Annotated in this window: 16 protein-coding genes and 1 tRNA gene; 4 read left to right on the top strand and 13 right to left on the bottom strand. The window is 39.2% G+C overall.

What is annotated here, in order from left to right; genetic code table 11:
• The first annotated feature begins 31 nt into the window (after positions 1 to 31).
• A tRNA-Arg gene (locus HDC92_RS07820) sits at positions 32 to 105 on the top strand.
• A 125-nt stretch (positions 106 to 230) separates the two neighbouring features.
• Here the strand turns inward: HDC92_RS07820 and HDC92_RS07825 are convergent.
• The 9 genes from HDC92_RS07825 to HDC92_RS07865 all read right to left on the bottom strand — a co-directional run bounded on the left by HDC92_RS07825 (position 231) and on the right by HDC92_RS07865 (position 10518).
• Entirely contained in the window at positions 231 to 689 is a 459-nt protein-coding gene (locus HDC92_RS07825; RefSeq protein ID WP_183873553.1) for a JAB domain-containing protein, read from the bottom strand.
• A 211-nt stretch (positions 690 to 900) separates the two neighbouring features.
• Entirely contained in the window at positions 901 to 1692 is a 792-nt protein-coding gene (locus HDC92_RS07830) for a hypothetical protein (RefSeq protein ID WP_183873555.1), read from the bottom strand.
• 469 nt (positions 1693 to 2161) lie between these two features.
• Positions 2162 to 2734, bottom strand: coding sequence for a hypothetical protein (locus tag HDC92_RS07835; protein ID WP_183873557.1), 573 nt, complete (start codon positions 2732 to 2734; stop codon positions 2162 to 2164).
• A 33-nt stretch (positions 2735 to 2767) separates the two neighbouring features.
• Positions 2768 to 3529, bottom strand: coding sequence for a DUF2971 domain-containing protein (locus HDC92_RS07840; RefSeq protein ID WP_183873559.1), 762 nt, complete (start codon positions 3527 to 3529; stop codon positions 2768 to 2770).
• Positions 3530 to 4279: 750 nt separating this feature from the next.
• Positions 4280 to 4570, bottom strand: a complete 291-nt coding sequence (locus HDC92_RS07845; RefSeq protein ID WP_183873561.1) for a hypothetical protein — start codon at positions 4568 to 4570, stop codon at positions 4280 to 4282.
• Positions 4571 to 4711: 141 nt separating this feature from the next.
• Positions 4712 to 6463, bottom strand: a complete 1752-nt coding sequence (locus HDC92_RS07850) for an ATP-dependent nuclease (protein WP_183873563.1) — start codon at positions 6461 to 6463, stop codon at positions 4712 to 4714.
• Positions 6464 to 8078: 1615 nt separating this feature from the next.
• The gene (locus tag HDC92_RS07855) at positions 8079 to 8825 is read right to left on the bottom strand and encodes a DUF4595 domain-containing protein (protein ID WP_183873565.1); all 747 of its coding nucleotides are present in this window, start codon (positions 8823 to 8825) and stop codon (positions 8079 to 8081) included.
• A 548-nt stretch (positions 8826 to 9373) separates the two neighbouring features.
• Positions 9374 to 9865 carry a hypothetical protein gene (locus HDC92_RS07860; RefSeq protein ID WP_183873566.1) on the bottom strand — a complete coding sequence of 164 codons (492 nt, stop codon included), beginning with the start codon at positions 9863 to 9865 and terminating at the stop codon, positions 9374 to 9376.
• Positions 9866 to 10005: 140 nt separating this feature from the next.
• Positions 10006 to 10518: a hypothetical protein gene (locus tag HDC92_RS07865; RefSeq protein WP_183873568.1), complete on the bottom strand. Its 513-nt coding sequence runs from the start codon at positions 10516 to 10518 to the stop codon at positions 10006 to 10008.
• An 848-nt stretch (positions 10519 to 11366) separates the two neighbouring features.
• Here HDC92_RS07865 and HDC92_RS07870 point away from each other — a divergent pair.
• The gene (locus HDC92_RS07870) at positions 11367 to 11693 is read left to right on the top strand and encodes a hypothetical protein (protein WP_183873570.1); all 327 of its coding nucleotides are present in this window, start codon (positions 11367 to 11369) and stop codon (positions 11691 to 11693) included.
• Between the two features lie 149 nt (positions 11694 to 11842).
• Here HDC92_RS07870 and HDC92_RS07875 read toward each other — a convergent pair whose 3' ends face one another.
• The 4 genes from HDC92_RS07875 to HDC92_RS07890 form a co-directional block, all read right to left on the bottom strand.
• Entirely contained in the window at positions 11843 to 13807 is a 1965-nt protein-coding gene (locus HDC92_RS07875; protein ID WP_183873572.1) for a hypothetical protein, read from the bottom strand.
• A gap of 191 nt (positions 13808 to 13998) precedes the next feature.
• Positions 13999 to 14508 (bottom strand): hypothetical protein, encoded by a 510-nt coding sequence (locus HDC92_RS07880; protein ID WP_183873574.1) that lies wholly within the window; start codon positions 14506 to 14508, stop codon positions 13999 to 14001.
• Positions 14509 to 14622: 114 nt separating this feature from the next.
• Positions 14623 to 15432 carry a hypothetical protein gene (locus tag HDC92_RS07885; protein ID WP_183873576.1) on the bottom strand — a complete coding sequence of 270 codons (810 nt, stop codon included), beginning with the start codon at positions 15430 to 15432 and terminating at the stop codon, positions 14623 to 14625.
• A 73-nt stretch (positions 15433 to 15505) separates the two neighbouring features.
• Positions 15506 to 16633 (bottom strand): tyrosine-type recombinase/integrase, encoded by a 1128-nt coding sequence (locus tag HDC92_RS07890; RefSeq protein ID WP_183873579.1) that lies wholly within the window; start codon positions 16631 to 16633, stop codon positions 15506 to 15508.
• Between the two features lie 481 nt (positions 16634 to 17114).
• Here HDC92_RS07890 and HDC92_RS07895 point away from each other — a divergent pair, with 481 nt between their 5' ends.
• Together HDC92_RS07895 and HDC92_RS07900 are read left to right on the top strand one after the other, a co-directional pair.
• Positions 17115 to 17870, top strand: a complete 756-nt coding sequence (locus HDC92_RS07895; RefSeq protein ID WP_183873581.1) for a LuxR C-terminal-related transcriptional regulator — start codon at positions 17115 to 17117, stop codon at positions 17868 to 17870.
• Between the two features lie 488 nt (positions 17871 to 18358).
• On the top strand, positions 18359 to 19255 hold the full coding sequence (locus HDC92_RS07900; protein ID WP_183873583.1) for an SDR family oxidoreductase: 897 nt from the start codon (positions 18359 to 18361) through the stop codon (positions 19253 to 19255).
• Positions 19256 to 19353 lie beyond the last annotated feature (98 nt).

Genomic DNA, 19353 nt, shown 5'->3' on the forward strand with positions numbered 1-19353 from the left:
ACGGCTATCTTTGCCGCTCCTAACGGGAGATGCCTTGGTAGCTCAGCTGGATAGAGCAACGGTTTTCTAAACCGTGGGTCAGGGGTTCGAATCCCTTCCAGGGTACACTTGAAGCCTTTAGCGTAAAGCTAGAGGCTTTTTATTTTCGGCCTGAGGTGATATTTCTTGTATTTGGCGCGCATCTGGCGCGCAAGTTTGTAAAATCTGTTAGTTAATCAAAGATAGGAGGTTTACATCATACCTTCATCAGCGAAACTATAAAATGCGTCCTTACTTACTATAAGATGATCTAATATCAATATGTCCAAGAGTCGTGCTCCTTGTTGTAACTTCCTTGTTAGGTCTACATCTGCTTTACCTGGTTGCAGTTCTTCACTCGGATGATTATGGCACAATATGATGCCACTTGCACCACTCTTTAAAGCAATTGCAAATATGACCTTTGGGTCTGCAAGTGTCTCTGTAACTCCACCCATAGATATATCTACTATCCCCAACACCCTGTTCCTCCTGTTAAGAAGTAGTATTTTAAACTCTTCAATAAGTTCGATCTTGCCGAGCGACCAATGAGCAATAAAGACCTCATGGGCTTGCTTAGAGGTGCTGATCTGAGGTCGTTCAGATGGTTTGTACTTAGGCTTATAGGTGAGTTCCACCTCTGCCACTTTGAATAATGTGTTATGTACCATAGTTTTATTAATTATGGTAACCAGACCAAGCTTTCTAACCAACTAAGCAAAGAAGCAACGCATATAAATGGATTGTGCGAGGGCTATCGAGCGTTTATGCCGGAACTTCTTTGTACGTGTCGCTAGGACAGGCTTACCTTTGTGGTGTTAATTAATATACTACCCACTCCATTTCTTTGCTATCCTACATCAACGTCATTTTATCTAACTGCTAAAACGGTAGATCGTCTTCCTCACCAGGAGCCTGAAACACTATTGCATTTGATTGTTTCTCTTTCCTAAACTCAAACAAATTCTGATTAGACAGCATCCAGCTTTCTCCTGTCGCAGTTAACCTGCAGCAGAAATACTCGTTGTTGTTGTAGTCACTATCCTTAAAAGTCTCGATCATATCTTTCTTTGATAGCGTCCTAAACGCTATGCTAGTAGCAATATCGGTATATCCTGCTTTCCCCATTTCACTTTGTAGGGTGTAAAGTGCAATTGAGTCATCAGGAGTAAGTACACTTTGCATTATTAATATAAGTAAAGCAACTTCATGACTTGTCAATCCCTCGGTGGCTACAACAGGCATTTGATTCAGAGTTTTGACCTTACCTTCCGTTTGTTGGAAGGCAATAATTTTATTTGTTATCGCTTCACCTAACGTGTTAAAGTCACTAGTCGACCCGGTATTATACCTTATTATTTGTCTATGTCTTATATCAAACGGGAACGGCCCCTGTCTTTCATTACTACAGACAAGTATCACATCTTTTCCACTAGCGATAGCATAGCCTAACTCATACCAAACATTAGGGTTGTCTGTTGTAATCTCGGCAAAACAGATGATAGAATCGGCAATACCCTTTTCGATGTCCTCGATTGGGATCTTTACACTTAAGTCCTGATCAATCCGATAAGGTTTTAAGCCTGCCTTAGTAATAGCGGGTGAGAATATGTCGTCGTACCTTTTGTCAAACTTATCATTATCAAAGGGTTGTATCACAAAGCATTTGTCCATAACTACGTTAATTAAGATGAGTGTAAAGATATTAAAATCTGGTAAGTACAGAAACAGAACTGATTTACAACCTACACTTTTTCTATAAACCGGGTTACTACACCCTATTTATAAACTGTAGGTTTTATACCTTTAGTGGATGGCGTTAGCCTACATGCGCTTCATTACTGTTGTTGGTAACTACGTATTTATATGGCAAAATGTGCGGCACGAAAATGCTGATACATCCATTCTTTGATGGGAGAAATTTGTCAATAACGTTGAAACACTTCGATGTGATAAGTCCAACCCTTATGTTATAAAAGGTAGATAGCTACCCTTTCCAGTCGGGTGCTCTACCTTTTAAAAGAACACGAACTACTTACTAATCAATTGAAATACAGTGAGTTTTTTTTATATAGTAACCCCACCTACATAGACAAAGAATCTATCTAGACCTAATAAAAGGATGGAATGAATAGGTGATAATTTAGGCTTTCCTAAAGTAGTCGATCAACTTATTAAAATTAAAACCTATTCCTGCTACATTCGGCTCAAGAATAAGGGCATCTACTATAGCACCTCCAACACCTTTCTTTTTTTGTTTAATTACATCAAACTCTTTCAAATCCTTACCTGCTTTGATCAATGCAAATATTCTCTGTATGAGCGAAACAACTTCTGTGGTATTATCGCAATGTCTCTTAAGAGGAAACAGCATCAACTTTAAATTATCCTCAACGTCTTGGGAATTACCCCTTTCTTTAAATTCCAATGGGTGTCTGTTCGTAACCAAAATAGCAGGTAGCAAATCTTCTTTATCTGCGTCGTCTCCATTGATACTGTGCCATGATAAAATCTCATCACTAAAATGAGTTCCCACTACTGATGGCATTATAACAACAGCATTTTCTTGTTCCGAAGCTAATGTTGCCATTCTACTATAATTCGCTGTTAAAGTATTACCAAGAGGCTCATTCCATCCGTAATCAAGCAAGTATATATAGTAATCCCTGTGATGCCCTTTTGGCAATCCTTCTAAACTATGTATCATTAATCCCATGCTATTCTGTTCTAATAATTTATGTTAATGTTGTTATCTGATAAAACCTGAAACTGTGCTTTCTTGAATGATAGCCGATGGATTATATGTATTAACAAGTGCCTCGATAATAGCTCTGTCGCCTGCTAAAAGTTTCGGGCTGAGGCAAATTTTCATGTTTTGAAAAGCTTGTTTTCTGATTTCTAAAAAGTAGGTATCTAATGGTGGCGGTGTTTGAATAGATAACAGCCTACTATAGCTATTACCAACTTCAAGCGGTTCTATATTTCGATCTATTGGCATTATTATCAATTGATATCTGTACTCTTGTTCAATTTTCCACACTGACCTCTTATATTGAGATAAAGCCTTTAGAAATAACCCGTCTTCGAGTTTAATCGATGGGGTTAATAAACTTTCATCATTAGTATAGATAATCTCTACCGGGGTGTTTTCGGCACTAGCAATGAAGTATCCTTCTTTATAATTAATAAAATTATTAGCATCAACTAATGAGTTGTTGATATCCTTACGTATCGAAAAAGTCGGAAAAAGCGGTAATTCTAATTCAATCCTAACGCCCCTCATTAAAGGGGTGTACATATTCCACAATGCAAAGTCCTCTAAACTATTAGATGTCCAACTAGAAATGAAGAAGTATTGCGCCATGGAGTGAAAATCGCTAGACAAGCCTTCTGTTGGATCATTAACTTTATCTAGTCTCCCTAGCCGAATTGATTTGGATTGTAATATAAGAGCAAGGCTATTAATACTGGTGTAGTGGTAAAGCTTCTCAACTGGTTTTGACACATTCATTATAATCTTCGTAGTTATGATTGTTTGGGAACTATCAATCCGGTTCAATTGGTAAGCCTATCAAATCGTAGTTTAATTTAATTGTATAATCTTTCATTTAATGACGTTAATAGATCTAGTATTTGCGTTAGCTTGTTGTAAGTGGTAAGTATTTGAACATGAACAACGCTAATACAGGTATTAAAAGAAATCCTAATAAACTCACATACAGACTTCCTAGTTTCTTTTCAATCAGGCGACCAACAAATGCGCTACTAATAATTCCGATAACAAGGACTGCAATTGCAGTATACCAGTTAGTTCTATACCACAATAATCCTATATAGGCAATCGAGGTTAAACGACTAAGGAGCACATAAGTATTTAAACCGAATAGTATTAATTGGCTCTCTCCTCTAAAAACTTTAAGATGTATAGTTTGATTATAATGAAACCAATGAAAGAAACAGTAAAGGAATGTAGACAACGAGAGTATTTGATCCATATTAACGTTAAACTTAATGATTTTAATATATACGGCATTAGTGCTTAATCACCATATGGTTTAGTTTAGTTGACGCAAATGTATGCTAAATATAGCAATATCTCCAATGTTACGCTTCCATACCGCTCACCGCCTGCTCAAGGAAAGAAGGTCAATGGAGTAAAGCTACATTTGTAGCTGTATTATGATATGTTTCTGTATATACCCAAGATTGTAAGTCTTCGCCACTCGGGATGCTGACCTTTTAAACGAACAGAAACAACTAGCTAATCAATCGTAACACTACCGTAAATTCCTCCATCCATAGCATTACCATCTTCATCAAGAAAGACACCATCTACCATAACGGAATAGTATTGCATTAGAGGCTTAAAAGATGCTTTCGCTTCTCTGGGTTTAAGTTCAATTAGGTTGCTTAACAAACTGCTATCTTTAGTTTTCATAAGCTCTACCACTAGCCTTCTACCTCCTATGTCATTAACAATGGCACCAAAGAGGTTGCCACTTTTCCAGTCATTAGGTTCGTGAACAACTATCCTTATATGTGTTCCTTTCATAATTGCTATCAAACTTACATACTAAATAAGAAAGGATGCTTATCTATTACGACTTGCACCCAACCCTCTAATGGCGAACCTAAAAATAAATTATGTAACCTATACTTGGCATACCAATACCTAATGTCAAACAGTTATATATTATTTACCAAACTTGGCTCTCAACTCTTCCAACATATCATTAGTGGATACTTTGGAGGATATAACATTGTGTTCCTCCTTTTCAGCCACATCTTGTTTTAAATCGCCTAGGCTAATTAGTTTAGATCTAAGCTCATCAAAGCTTTTCCATCCTTCACTTTTTTCCATCTTAAGAACCTTTGCTACCTCTCTGGCAATGATATGCTTTGAGGTAGTACCCAAAGTAGCTTTTTGGAGCTGCTCAACTTCATCATAATCTTTGAATGAAGCTTTCATAGTTGTCTCGAAGTCTACACCAAAAACACAATAGCCATCACTAATCGCCCAGTCCTTTGTGCCAATTATGTTTGCGAGTTCCTCATCAGCAATTCCAATAGCCTTTAGAGAATCTGTTCTTTGATTACCTTGTTTATCATGCTTGTCATCATTATCAAAACAAACAAAAGTGGGTATACCATATAACGTAAACAAACGCCACCATTTCGCCAGATTGCCTTTTCCTTGTACACCGAGAATTTCTATCCCCTCCCTGTTAACATCTAAACCAACTCTTTCAAGATAAATTGGGAGTGCTAATTCCTCAGTTAACCCCTCAACCAACACGATCTTCTTTGCAAAGAAGCCATTGAGGATATGTGTTGTAGAATGATTTGCATAAAATGGAACCACCGTTTCTTCTTTAGTTCTTTCTGAATTTGCACCAGTAGCTATACAATGTTTGTAAAGGGATGCTGCAGAATGATTTGTTACCGTTGTTGCTTGTCCATCTTTCCTTAACAGGTACAGCCCCTCTATATTAAGGAGATCGATGAAGTTTGCACTGTGAGTTGTAATCACTATTTGTAATCCATCAGAAGCCATTTTTGTTATCATTCTCGATAACCATTTCTGGGCTAAAGGATGTAGGTGTGATTCTGGTTCATCAAGGATAAGAATTATATCTCCATTAATAAAAGACTTGCAATACGCGTGTGCGAATGCCAGTGCCAAAAGCTGTTGTTGCCCAGTACCTAACTCTTCGAAACTTCTAGCTTCAATGCCCTCAACAGGGTTCACCCTTAGTGATTTAAAGTAGTTACTTGGATCATAGGCTGAGAAATCTATTTGCAGCATGTAAGACATATTAGCCAGAATCTGCCCCGAAATTGATGACATACTGCCTTTAAATCCTTTAAACTCGGGTACTTCATCGAATGTGTTTTGTATCTCTAGATACAGAGCTTTTAGTCGCTCTACTCTCTTCTCATCGCTTACTAAGCTTTTATGTAAAACCTTCATTACTTTAGAAAGCAGAGTGTACTTAGAAGTATAACTCAGTTGGTAAGCAAGGTTATGTTCTGCATTAACAATAATCGAAGTTAGCTCTCCCCTAAGGTCATTACTGATGTAAGTAGAATTAGTGTTGTCTTCTAGAATCGCAACATACTCGCTTTCAGCACCTTTGACGGACTTAAATTTAAAAGCATTTAAACGCTGTGGTGGATTACGACCTAATTGACCTTGATAGCCACTTACCTCAGTACTAATTACAATAGCTGTTTGAGAATCCCTACCATGATGATCAAAATGCTCAATATCTTTATACTTTGGATGAAACTCACCGAACAAAACATCTAGTGCTCTAATTACATTGCTCTTTCCACAATTGTTTTCTCCAATTAGAACAATAGGTTTATTGTCGGGGAACCGAAGTGTCACTTCATCCCGAATCGACCTAAAGCCTTCGATTGATATAGATTTTATCTTTGCCATAATTATTTTATATGAAGGTTGGCAAACGAGAGCTAACCTAAACAGTGTAATCAAATATAGGTTTAATCTAAAATACTACCATACTTATATTAGATTAATAATCTGCTCACCGCCTGCGAATGGAACGAAGGTCACTGGAGTAAAGCTACAACGTAGCGGTACGGTGATATGTTTTCAGCATGAAAACACAAGGTTTGGCGGAATTGTTGATTTGTTGGCCTAGAGCGTTGCTCTTTCAACAATTGTGACAAAACGAAGCCTGAGAGACCCGCAGGTGAGCCACACTGAGAAAAGTGGTGGATTTATTAATTGCGAAGCGTTTAATAAAGACAGTAAAGCTTTTCATGAACTGCGCCGCTTGCTGATAGCCAAAAATGATGACAGATTATCTGTGGATGGGCTAAGACAGGCTGAATAAGCCTAGCTGTGAGTGTTGGGCATCTGGCGTTATTTTATGGCCAGCTTAGTAGCAGCGAATACCGATTTTCCGGCGACTAGCGTTTATGTTTGCACAACCCTTCCCTAAGTACGAATGGTTCGCATAAGCCGCTGTAAATGGTACTACATGATGTTTACCTTATAAACGAATGACTGGACTTAGGCTTCGCCTCAGTTGAGCCACCCCCTTTGAGCGAAGCCTGAGAATAGGAATGAATGTGGATAATTATATTTCGAATCATCAAGTATCCACTGTATGTTTATTGTTGCAAAAGGAATTATGGAGAACAGTAAAGATTATCTAATAGGCTTATTGAAGGACAAGTATGATTACGAGTTGGTAAGGAAAAATGATCTAGATGCAGCGCTTAACATCCCAATCACTATACTTACTGCGTTACTTGCGGGGCTTTATGTTGTGGCAAGTGATTCCTCATTAAGAAGTGCTTCGTGCCATATCAATACCATCAAATGGCTATTATTCATTTTACTCTTTTTAAGTTGCGCTACCACTATCTTTTTACTGTTTAAGGTCTACTTTGGCTATAAACGAAGTTATTGCGCCTTCCCTGAGAGTAATACCGTCTACAATGTTGATTTTAAGTACTTAGAGGAACACAACAGGGAACACAATGCCGACACCTATGACGAGACATTAACCGATCATTTGAAAGACTATGTTGTTAAATGGTATTTAGATTGCAATAACAATAATACCCCAGTCAATGACCGGCGAGGTGATGCGATGTTCTATGCGAGGTTAGGTCTTTGTATATCAATCAGCTTGGGCTTAGTACTTTTAATCCTAGTATGTTATATTAAATCATTATAGAATGGCAAAACAAGAAACACCTAAGTTACCTAAAGCACCCGAAAGGCCTCCAAGTCCAGTAAGAGAACAGAGAAACCTACCCAATACACCTAAACCTCCTTTAAAAACACCCATAAAATCACGATAGTATATGAGCAAAGATTCGAAACCAGCTGCCCCTAAGCCAGCTCCAGCACCTCCTTCGCCAGTTCGGAGAGAAAAGACAGAACAAACACCTGTTAAAACAAAGTAAGGTATGGTCGGTCATAGATGAGATCATCTATGACTTATCAAACTTATTATAATAAGGTAAATAGAAAAGAGCCACACGTTGTGCAGCTCTGTAATGATATTCTGTTTTGGCTGTTACTTGCACTCGTAAGTAAACCTGTATTCTGATGTGTGACCACCAGTACTTACCATTTTAGCCGAAGATAGCTTACCTGTAGCATCGTTGGTGTAGGTAAAGTCAACTACTGTCTGATTAGCTCCCGGTTCGTAAATGATCTTACTTGGTAGGTTCTTGGATAGCTTGCCGATGTAAGGAGTGACACGATACCCGATCTCGTCAAAATCCAGTACCTCACCAAATAGCCAACCGTAAACAACATTGTTACTGGCTTCCATAATGTTGTAGGTAATGTTAACCCAAGCTTGATTGTTGTAGGCAGAGGTAGACAGATTACCGTTTAAATAGGTTAAGGTCTGCTTATCGGTGCCGATTCCTGCTTCGATCAGTTGACCATCAGTGTTATACTTAAAGTTCAGTACGTCACTTCCTTGATTGGCACTTGTGATTTTGCCGTTAGCATCTAAGTTGAAAACCTCTGTATCTCCTCCTACACCTTTCCACGTTACTTTATTACTCCCGTAGGTAAAGGTTTCGTACTCGCTTGACTGTGCTGTACCATAATCGACCCTTGTTATTCTTCCATCACCGTCATAACTGTAATAGTACTTATCTGTAACATTCGCATTGCCATCTTTGTAGATGTGTTCCACCAGTTTAATCTTACAGGCTGTTTTTTGTTCCGGTTCAGTTTTGCTTTTGGAGCATGAGGCTACGATCAACAGGCAAGCTGCTGAGAGCATTGATAATAGTTGTTTGTTCATCTGATTTGTTTATTGGATTTAAGATTTGGCTTTGTCGCACCAGTAGATGTTTAAGACTATTAAAGCAAGGGTACCGAGTCCGAAAATAGCTCTGAGGATCATTGACCACTCGTCTATATCAACATTCCATGCTATAAAAGCACAGATACCATAAAGGATTGCTGTCATTATCGCCCAGAGTAGGCAAAAGTAAGTTGTGTTTGACACGTTAATAATTGGTTACTGCTGACAGTCCCAAATCAGCCTTTAAATACAATAAGCATTGGGACTGGCATCTAAACTGTCCATTGGAGCCCCTAGGAAGGCATCGTGAAACAGAGTAGCACCAGCCCAATGCTTATTGCATGGGCGGGCAACTAACTTCTGTCTTGACACGATTGTTCTGATTTCCTAGGTCTTCCAATGCAAGATCAAATAGCTAACGCTTATATATTAAATATGTAATTCTTTGTTAATGGGTATACTGTCTGGTTTAGTCCTCCTCTTTTGTTAGTGATTACTACAAAGCTAATGAACTTAAACGAAACTAATGTAGCTACCAGTTGCATTTATTCAGTTGAAGGCGTTGGTTCATCTATAATAAAGGCTACGTTGTCGTTTTCCCCCTCTGCAAGTCTTCGATAGAAGAACCCACGTATGTCTTTAGTATTGGCATCCACTCTGATGCAGGATTCTATGTCTACAGTGGTCTGTTCTTTCATGGTGAGCTTCATCACCTGACGAATGAATTGATTGTGTATCATCGTACCAAACCTAGAAACAGCCTCGCTATCAAACCCAATGTAGATCAATAGCAAAGAGTTGCGATTGCGGGTCAGGGTGATATTAAAGAAGTAGCTGATGTACTCCTGCACCAGATTGTTATTCGGATTTGGTAGGTGATTGACAAGCACACTGGTTCTGTATTTCCTAGTCTCGAAGTTGGAGACCACAGCCCGTGCCGCTTCTGTTAGTTGGGTAAATACGCTAAGCACTGCATTGTTTTGCTGTTGTTCGGCTGTAAACTGTTGGTCTACTGTTGTTGCTTTCTTGGCTTTCATGTTTGTATGATTATGTAGGTAAAACTGTGATTCGTATTGTTATAAAAGGTAGTTGTGTTGTTTGCCACTCTCGTTGACCAGTGTACCTTTTAAAGTCATAAAGGCTAGCCGTTGTGTACTGGCTAACCCTATGCGGATGATTAAAGATGTGTGATGAACCTGTCCGGCTGACAGGCTAAGCAGTTACGGAAGAATGTTTGGTAGTCGGGATTCTTGACCACTTCGGTACTATAGCTTCTGACAGCAAATTTGTTTATCAGAGCGTTTATCTCCCGTTCAAACTCGCAGTGATGATATAGGTATTCGATACGGTACTGGTTAGTGATCGAACACTCCAAATAGAAGAAAAATGACGGTGTCATTAAAGTAAAGAGCCCATGACTATCGGTTGGGTCAACTTCATTGTTAATCTCGATGACGATTCGTTCATCCTTGTCCGGTAAGCTACTGTAAAGCTGCTTTACTAGTTTCACGATTACATGGTACATGTCTGCGATTACTGGGTTCATCGTCTTCTGTGAGGTTGTACCATACTGTTTGGCACGTTGGTGGTTCTTGTAAATGGACTTAGTCGAAGCTAGACGAGCTTCTATTTGCTCGAGTGCTGCTTCGTTTTTTGCAATTTGTGAATTGCGGGTTATTTCTGCTTTCATTTCTGTTCTTTTAAAAGGTAAACTGTTTGTATTGACTACTGTAGGAAAAGCTGTTTCACAGTACCAGGTAAGACTTGTATATACTATTTGCTTCCCTATCTTAATCATGCCCGGGGTGTGGTCGAACCTACTGCACTGAGGCCTACATACAGTCAGAATCTCACTTAGGCACTCCTTATAATAAGCTATCAAGGCTGTTTACCTTTTATAGGATATGTATGATATGGTAAGATCGGGAGAGCCTCACAGCTCGCAACACTTGTACCGGATTGATTTATCAATGACCTTGGTAGAGGGGGCAAGATCGACACAAAAATATATTTTGTATTTGTAAACAGATAGCTACCTTAGTGCAATGCTCCAACATTATAAGTACCCTTTCCGAGTATGGCTTACCAGTGTAATACTCGGAGCGACTTTATATTACATATACGATTTGATTACCTCTATTAACTATCGAAGTGAGTATATGGTTGGAAGTGATCCATTCTTTTTAGTTCTTATATTAGGAATGAGCTTGGTATTCTCACTACCTTGTTTAATCATCTTTGTAGTAATCTATAATTACCTGATGGGGCTGAGACTAACTGTATCTGGGATAAAGTTGATCCTGTTTATAATTAGTGAGGTTGCTATCTTCCTTTGGATGTATATCTTGATTGATGGAAGTGCGAATCATTCTGTATTCGACTACCTAGGCCTAATCACGCCGTTTGCTTTCGTCATTGGAGGCTCCATATGGTTCTACAAGATAAAAATGATTAATGCGTCGTAGCTTTGTATACCCCCTTAAGGTTTGGATAACGAGTGTGCTTGTAAGCCCCTTACTTTATCTACTCATTATTAAGATGGGAGGGTACAGAGGCCAGTACGCAGCCTTGTTCAGTGGTTGGGGCTACTATGCTGTAGCTGTAATGGTGGGTGCTTTATTCTCAATCCCAAATTGGCTACTCCTGTGGGTTTGTTATTACTTCATCAGTAAAACAACCTGGCCACTGATTAGAAAGAAAATCCTTCTACTGACTGTCAGTTTACTACTTACAGTCATTCTGTTTGTATTCTATATAGGTGGACAGGAAATAATCAGTACGGGAGATTACGTTACTGCTGTTTCTTATATGCTGACTGTTACATTTGGCTGTTTGGTATATAAAGTAAATCTATCGAGTGTTTAAACCTAAGTAAACAAATAATAGGTTGCTCTACCAAAAAAGACTTGCTGTATAACAAGTCTCCTGCCATTCCCACAAAATCGAGTGTTTTTTACATTTCTCCCCTATAGAGGCTTTATATGCAGTTTTTAAGGATTCTGTGGGAACCGACCTCAACTGCATTCACCTGCAGCTCCATCTAAGTTAAACAGCTTTTTAGCAATACTATACATGCGTGGCTCATTTACGTCTTTCTTTTCTCGGGCATCCTTAAGCCTAAACCAACCTTCCCGTTCAAAGTCAACTAGGTGTGCTGTTTGCGGTTTGTCTGGATTCTTAATATCCTTTAATCCCACTTTGCTATATAAATACTGTAGCCGATCGGTTAGGTTATTTTTTGAGAACTTCTCGTCTCCAACTTCAAACTCTTTATCTAGCAGGGGTAACAGCTTAACTTTTGCAGCTTTGTTATGCAACTTAGTCAATTCCTTGTTGATTGCTTTTTCGTCATAGTCCAACTCATGTATACAATCTATCCCTAACGTATGGTAAGCTTCAAATGCTAACGGTGATTCAGCTTGGATTTCTTTAAGCCTCTTGGATGCATATCCCTTCATATACCCCTCCCGATTGGTCTCTAAATCGTGTATCAGGTTTATTAGCTGTCTAAAGTGATTCTTCTTCAAAGGCTTCTTCTTGAAATCTAACCCAGGTATACTTCTATGTATCGTAACTGATACCTCATATTTACCTCGTTTCCATGCGTTTATGATAAATTGTAGATCGTTAAATTCTTCATTGCAAACCAGTTCGTTAATTACTTGATCTAGCTTGTTCTGACTGAAGGTAGCTATGTAAGTGTCCTCATCAATATCTGTAAACCCCTTGATCGGTTCCTGATGGCTTTTAAAAGGCTTAACTGCACAACTGTTACATTTTTCTACATACTGATTGTATGGTACGATGATAGTCTTGTGCAGGTCGTATTCTTGTTTAAATTCTTCTCTTGACTTCATTTTTTTGATGCTCCTGTGGTTGGTAATGTGTACGATCATGTGCGGTTTATCATGTTCTCCGCCATTATCACGTATACGGCCAACTGCTTGCACGCCTTTATTCGATATGCCAACCCTTGTATGTGGTTTTGTTGTGTCAGTTACTAAAATGATCGTTGCGTTCTCGGCCATAAGGTCGAAGCATTCAAAGTACCTTGTGGTGAAGAAGTTGATCTTTGCATACTTCTCTGTTTCGGGGTCTCGTCTGAATACTTCAAGTTGATCAGGTAACTTATCATAGTTGTCGCCCTTATCTGCACAATATATATGACAATCTTTTAAGCCGTTTCTTTTAATTGCTTCTGCGATCTCTGTAACCGAGTTATAAAAGAAAAACAGGTTACCCGGTAGATTAGGAGCGTTAGCGATGTGAGCGTCAACGCACTCACTGATTTCAAAAGGCTTACACTCAACAATATTCACTTTACCGACATGTGGCTCATGGAACGCAATCCTGTAATTCTGTAAAGCAAGGAAGTTAGGATCGTTAATCTCGCATGGGGTTGCTGTAATAAAGCTCTTATTCTTAAACTCCCATATCCACTTGAAGGGTGCCAATACGTTTGGCCTCCATGCTTCGGTTACGGCAGTATGTACTTCGTCATAAAGTACAAAATAATCGCTATGTAGCTTATCTAGGCCAATACTATCCTTTGCCGCTTCTATGATCTTCCAGAAGCTATCTGGTGTAACAAATAACTTGCGGTATCCTGTTGCTTTCTTTAACTCCGGTACAATATCCTTTGGCTTTATCTTACCGTGAATAGGAAAGATGCTTGGGTTGTCTTTTGCCTTACCTATGATACCGCCAAGTGTACATACGATAAAGATGCTATGTCTTTTAGATTTAATTTCCAGGGTTGTGCCACCTATACCGCATCTACCTTTATCGATGTTAGCGTTTGAGGGTAACACTGTGAATGCCCTGTCTAAATGGTCTTTAACATGAAGTTTGGTAACAATGGTCTTAGCACCGTTTGGTTCGCTGTCTTTATAGCAGTAGTTATAGAAGGTCTTGCTTTCTATAACGCTTTGAAGTATAGTTGACAATGCTACTTTGGTATCTGAATGTCTAGTGTTCATCTTATCTTTTGCCGGAGGGATTTAACTCCGTTGATGCAAAAGTGCTGATGGCTAGATGCCTGGAAGGCAATGCTTTTTAATGCGTTTAGATAAGTTTTATAACCCTGTTTGTCAGTTGGTTGTGTTTGGTTGTGGGGCATAAAAAAAGGAGCACTGTGGGTGCTCCAAATCAGCAGAAGGACTAATGCAGTCTAGTACGCTGCTTCGTCATCAATGCCATAGTCTATAGAGTCGTCATCTGCATCAACAGCATCCAATCCTTCAAATAAACTATTTCCTAATGCTTCATCACCTGATGCCAGTAAATTGTTCAGTGCATCTAAAGAGATTGACTTGATTGGTAGTAACTCCCACTCGACAATAAAACTACCAGTGCTGTCATTATTCTTCGCAGCACTTTTAACATGAATGACTCTGTCGGTCAAATCCTCTTCCTGTAGCTTTGAAGAACCCGGATAGGGATTTCTTTTAAAGGACTCTAGTTGGATTCTAGTTTCAAAACTAGTGTCAAACTCATCATCTGCATTTAGTTTCCAATGTACCACCACTCCTTCAAGCGTATGCTTGGGGATAAGGACTTTACATCTTCGGAGTACTTTGTAATAACCAATTCTTGGTGCGAACTGATTTGTTCCTTTTGGCTCGAGTTCCAAGTACGTTTGGTAGGTCGACTTCCGACTGAGGTGAATTTCTGCTTTCATAACATTTCTTAGTCACCCGCTTCATTGCTGATGATGATACAAATGTCATGGTAGCTCAGTTGGATAGAGGCAATACTACTTATATAATAAGTATAAGTAGTATAACCTTGTTCGTCAAGACTTTACCTTGGTTGGGTTCCTTAACATAGTATGGATGTAGTCTTTAGGTTCAGACGCTATTTTGTCTCTATCCACATATCTGATCAGTTCCAGTATGTCGAAGAAGAGGTTTGCCTGTGCATCGGAGAGAAGAACGTTATCCGGTACAGTCAGGCTTGTATGTTTTATAAGGTAGACTTGTAAGTGTAAACAGAACTCTACCAGTAATCTTTTCACTCGTACAGTTGGTTTGCGTGGGCTTAACGATGCCGTAGCTTTTAACCTTTCCATTGAAATTGTTGCATTAGTGTCAAAGTCGAAGTCGTCACCAAACAAGTTAAACAGTATCTTCTCGCCAAAGATGCCCAAAGGCATTTTTCTAGCTTCAATGGCTTTGTATATCTGTTCACACATCCATTTTGCTATTACACTGTCTTTAACTGCCACGCTTCCTGTAACAGGCTTGGCTACTAGCTGAAAGTGTTGATTAGGTTTTGATTCCTTATAAGCTAACAGGAACTTTGCAACCTCCCTGGAGGTGAGGTCATCATTATAATTTTGCCAGTAGGCGTCATAACGTACCCTAATCTGTTCGTTCTTCTGTAAGATCAGGTATAGTAATTCCTCATAATGGTCTTGTATACCATAGGTCTCTGTAGCTACTTTTAGCCCTTCTGAGAAACGCAAATAACCAACCTCACTCATGTATTCTAAGTTTATAGGAACACCTCCTGCCTCCTGTATGGTTGTTATGTCGGCATCGGTAATGTTAGGTATATACTCTTTAATTCTATTGAAGTTGGGGTTGAGTGTGGTCTCGTACATGGTTATCTTTTTAAGCGGAGTAGTTACCCACTCCGCTGTAAAGATATTGAACTGATATGAAGATGCAAGGGGGCTATAGGCTCGGAGCTGCATTTTTGAGCTCATCAATATCTACCTGACCTAAGCTTCTTAAGTACTTTTGGGTGACACCGATTGAACCGTGCCCCATAAGTTTCTGTAATAGGTATATATCTTTTGTTCGTTTGTATATTTCGATGGCTGCCGAATGCCTAAACGAGTATATAGTCTGCCCATCTTCGATAAGCTTGTCTTTAATGAGTGTGCTTCTAAGCCTCTTCCATTTAGTCGTAAAAAAGTGCTTGTTTAGAACTCCATTACCACCGGAGAATATATTGGTATCTGGTTCGAGGTCGGAGAGGAGAGGTTCTAAATCCTTCCTAACGTAGTCCGGTACGTATACTACCCTAATCTTTCCACCCTTGTTCTCTTTGCCTGCAAGGTGTATCTCTGTACAGTTATTCTTGAACTGCCTTTTTGTTAAAGACAAGACCTCTACATGTGGCCTGAGCCAACAACCGTATGTAAGTAAACAGCATAGGTATAGGGGAGGACTTTTCTTTTTTATAAAATTGAGGAGAGCTTTCATCTTTGCTTTGTCATACGCCTTATGTAATGTGGCTTTGCTTCTTTCCGTATGGGTGTTCCTTGCGACAGAGGCGGTATTCGTTAATTTTGCACCTAGAGAGAATAGAATGCTCAAATCACTTCTCTTCTTCATATAGTAAGTGCCGGAAGAACTGAACTTAGATAAGAACTCTTCCAATATGGCGACTCGTAATGAAACAAACGGCATTGATGATGTCTCGATAGTCAAGAACTCTAAGAACTGCTTGCAGATGAGCTGCAAGTCAGATTTGTATTGTGGGCTTAACTTCATCTTTAGCTTTGCCGCTAAGGCAGCCTCTAGCGTTTCCTTAACAGAGTATATTCTTTCTTGTTCAGTTTTACTTACTGCTGCTCTTGCAGGGTAATTGCCTGCCTTTAGATGCTTCAGTAGTTCTAGTTTCAGTTCGTAAAGCAATTCCAATCTTTGGTCAGGACTTTCAGCACTATTGGGTTCGATGTTCATTAGAATGTTGTTCCCTGTGTATTCTCTAATCCGTTTCCCATCTAGATAGAATTCTATGTACGCTCTTCCGTTAGGATCTTTTGGGACTTTAATTTTTAAATCAGTATTCATTTTGGCGCTCTATTGGCGCGCTAGCTGACGCGAAATACAGAATACCGACTCTATGACCTAATAGGAGGCTTTGCCTTACCTTTTTCTAAACCGTGGGTCAGGGGTTCGAGTCCCTTCCAGGGTACAAAGGGGATTGGTTCCCGAAATTTGAAAGGACTGTTCGTAAAAGATCAGTCCTTTCTTTTTGATTATCAGTGTCTTATCTTTAAATATAGGGTCGATGTAAGGTGTTCTAAATATACCGCCACCGTAAGCAAGATTATCTTTGAACACCGCACGAATAATAGCATGCTTTTATAGATATCACCCAATACGATCTTCCGCAATAAATAGATATCAATGTTTTGTGAAACCTTCTTAGAACTTATATAACGGGCATGGTGAAAAAGCGCTTCCGCGGAATACTCAGGTAAGTATAGCATAAGTAATCACATTTAGCTACATTTGAAAAACAGAAATTATTTGTTCAAATTCAATCTAGATGAAGGCTGAAATACAAACGCTCCACAATGTCTGGGCTGCTCATAGATCAATAAACGTAACGGACGGCCACCAAATCTCTTTTAATGAATTAACTAATTCCATTGTAAGTACGGGCCCGATTTCTTTTTTCATCATCGATTTCTATGATATGTCTATTTCCCATGTCAGTGACTCGGTTTATGAAATTCATGGCCTGAACCCTGGGAGCATCACAATTAATGACATATTGTGTTTGCTCCATCCGGACGATATCAAATTTGTTATAAAAGCAGAAGAATTTTTAACCACGTTCTTTATAAACAAGGTTGGCAGAGATAAGCTAATGAGCTATAAGATTAGTTACAATTATAGAGTCAGGTTAAAAAACGGAAATTATGTTTTATTTAACCATCAGGCACTGATGCTTACTTTAGATAAAACTGGGGGGTATGGGAAGTCGCTAATTATCAATACCCGGATTGACCATCTTGGTCATACACCCAACTATAAGATTTCACTTATTGGTTTACATGGCGAACCCTCATTTATGAATTTGAGTATTGACGAAAATACGGAAGTGCCGATTTCATTCTCAAAAAGGGAGATCGATATCATTAAAAATATTTCTAAAGGTCTGAACAGTGGAGAAATAGCCGATAAATTATTTATCGCTGAATCAACGGTGAAACAGCACCGGAAAAATATTTTAACCAAGGCAGAATGCAAAAACACTGCGCAATTGGTTAAAACCTGTATTCTGCATGGCTTAATTTAGTAACACCCATTTTAGTTATTATAAAATCTATGCTCCGGCAACTGGTGGAATTAGCACCACAAAAGATGAGAATGTCCGGTATACCGATACGAAACCCTATTAGTTACATAAAAGAATATGTATAAAAGTGTTTTTCGGCCCAGTAGATGTCTTTGAGTTCATCTATAAAAAAATCCTGTTTTTGATTTTGTTGCCATATTTTAAGTTTTTCGTAGATAAATATTTAATGATTTGCTGTATTATAACCAATTGCGGGTAAATAACCAGCGATAGAAAAAATTGAGACCTATCATCTACGTTTAGTTCGATTGTAGTGGCGGTCTGCTGTTTTCTCGATTAAATGGCCAAAGGACTAGCCGGAGAATTTTAAAAAATAATAAACCGGAATTCTACTTGAATGTTTTATAACGAGCCCACCGGATCTTCCTTAGAGACGCAGTGGAAGTGAATATCAAAAATAGAACAGGACTTCAATTTAAACAATTACTATGGAAAATCAACAGAATCCCTTAGAGAATCCAGCAGAAAAATATCCTAAACCTCCTTTTCCAAAGCAGGACCAACCAGCTCCCGGAACAGAGGGGCGGCTCCGTCCACAGGCAGATCATGGAGAAGAATCCTATAAGGGCAGTGGCAAGCTGGAGGGAAAGAAGGCTATAATAACTGGTGGTGATTCAGGCATAGGCCGTGCGGTGGCAATTGCTTTTGCCAGGGAAGGAGCGGATGTTTTGATCAGTTATCTTGATGATGTGGAAGATGAGGACGCCAATATTACTGCAGGACTAGTGGAAGCAGCCGGCAAAAAGGCAATTTTAGTGAAAGGGGACATACAGGATGAAGCTCATTGCCAACACATTATTGATACGGCTGTAAAAGAATTCGGTGGACTGGATATCCTGGTCAATAATGCAGCTTTTCAGATGGCAAGAAAAACAATGGCTGATATTCCAACTGAAGAATGGGAGCGTACTTTCCGCACCAATATCACTGCGATGTTCTTTTTATGTAAAGCGGCAGAGCCTCACCTTAAACCTGGCAGTAGCATTATCAATACGACTTCAGTAAATGCTTATTCACCAAGTGAGCAATTACTTCCTTATGCGGCCACAAAAGGGGCTATTCAGAATTTTACGGCTAATCTGAGCCAGATTTTGTTGATGGATGGTAAAGGCATTCGGGTAAATGCAGTGGCGCCGGGGCCTATATGGACACCGTTAATCCCTTCTACTATGCCAGAGCACGAAGAATTTGGTAAGGATACGCCTATGAAAAGGGCTGGTCAACCTGCTGAGGTGGCGCCTGCATATGTTTTCCTGGCTTCCCAAGATGCGAGCTATATAGCAGGGGCTACCATACCTGTTACCGGAGGACGGATTACAATTTGATCAACATAGCAGGGGGGACCAAATCAAAAAGCTTTCCTCCGGGTACCTATGGAAAAAACTTGTGCACCACAATTATGATGGTTTAAAAATTAATCTAA

It is taken from the genome of Pedobacter sp. AK017, from assembly GCF_014200825.1.
GTDB classification, from domain to species: domain Bacteria; phylum Bacteroidota; class Bacteroidia; order Sphingobacteriales; family Sphingobacteriaceae; genus Pedobacter; species Pedobacter heparinus.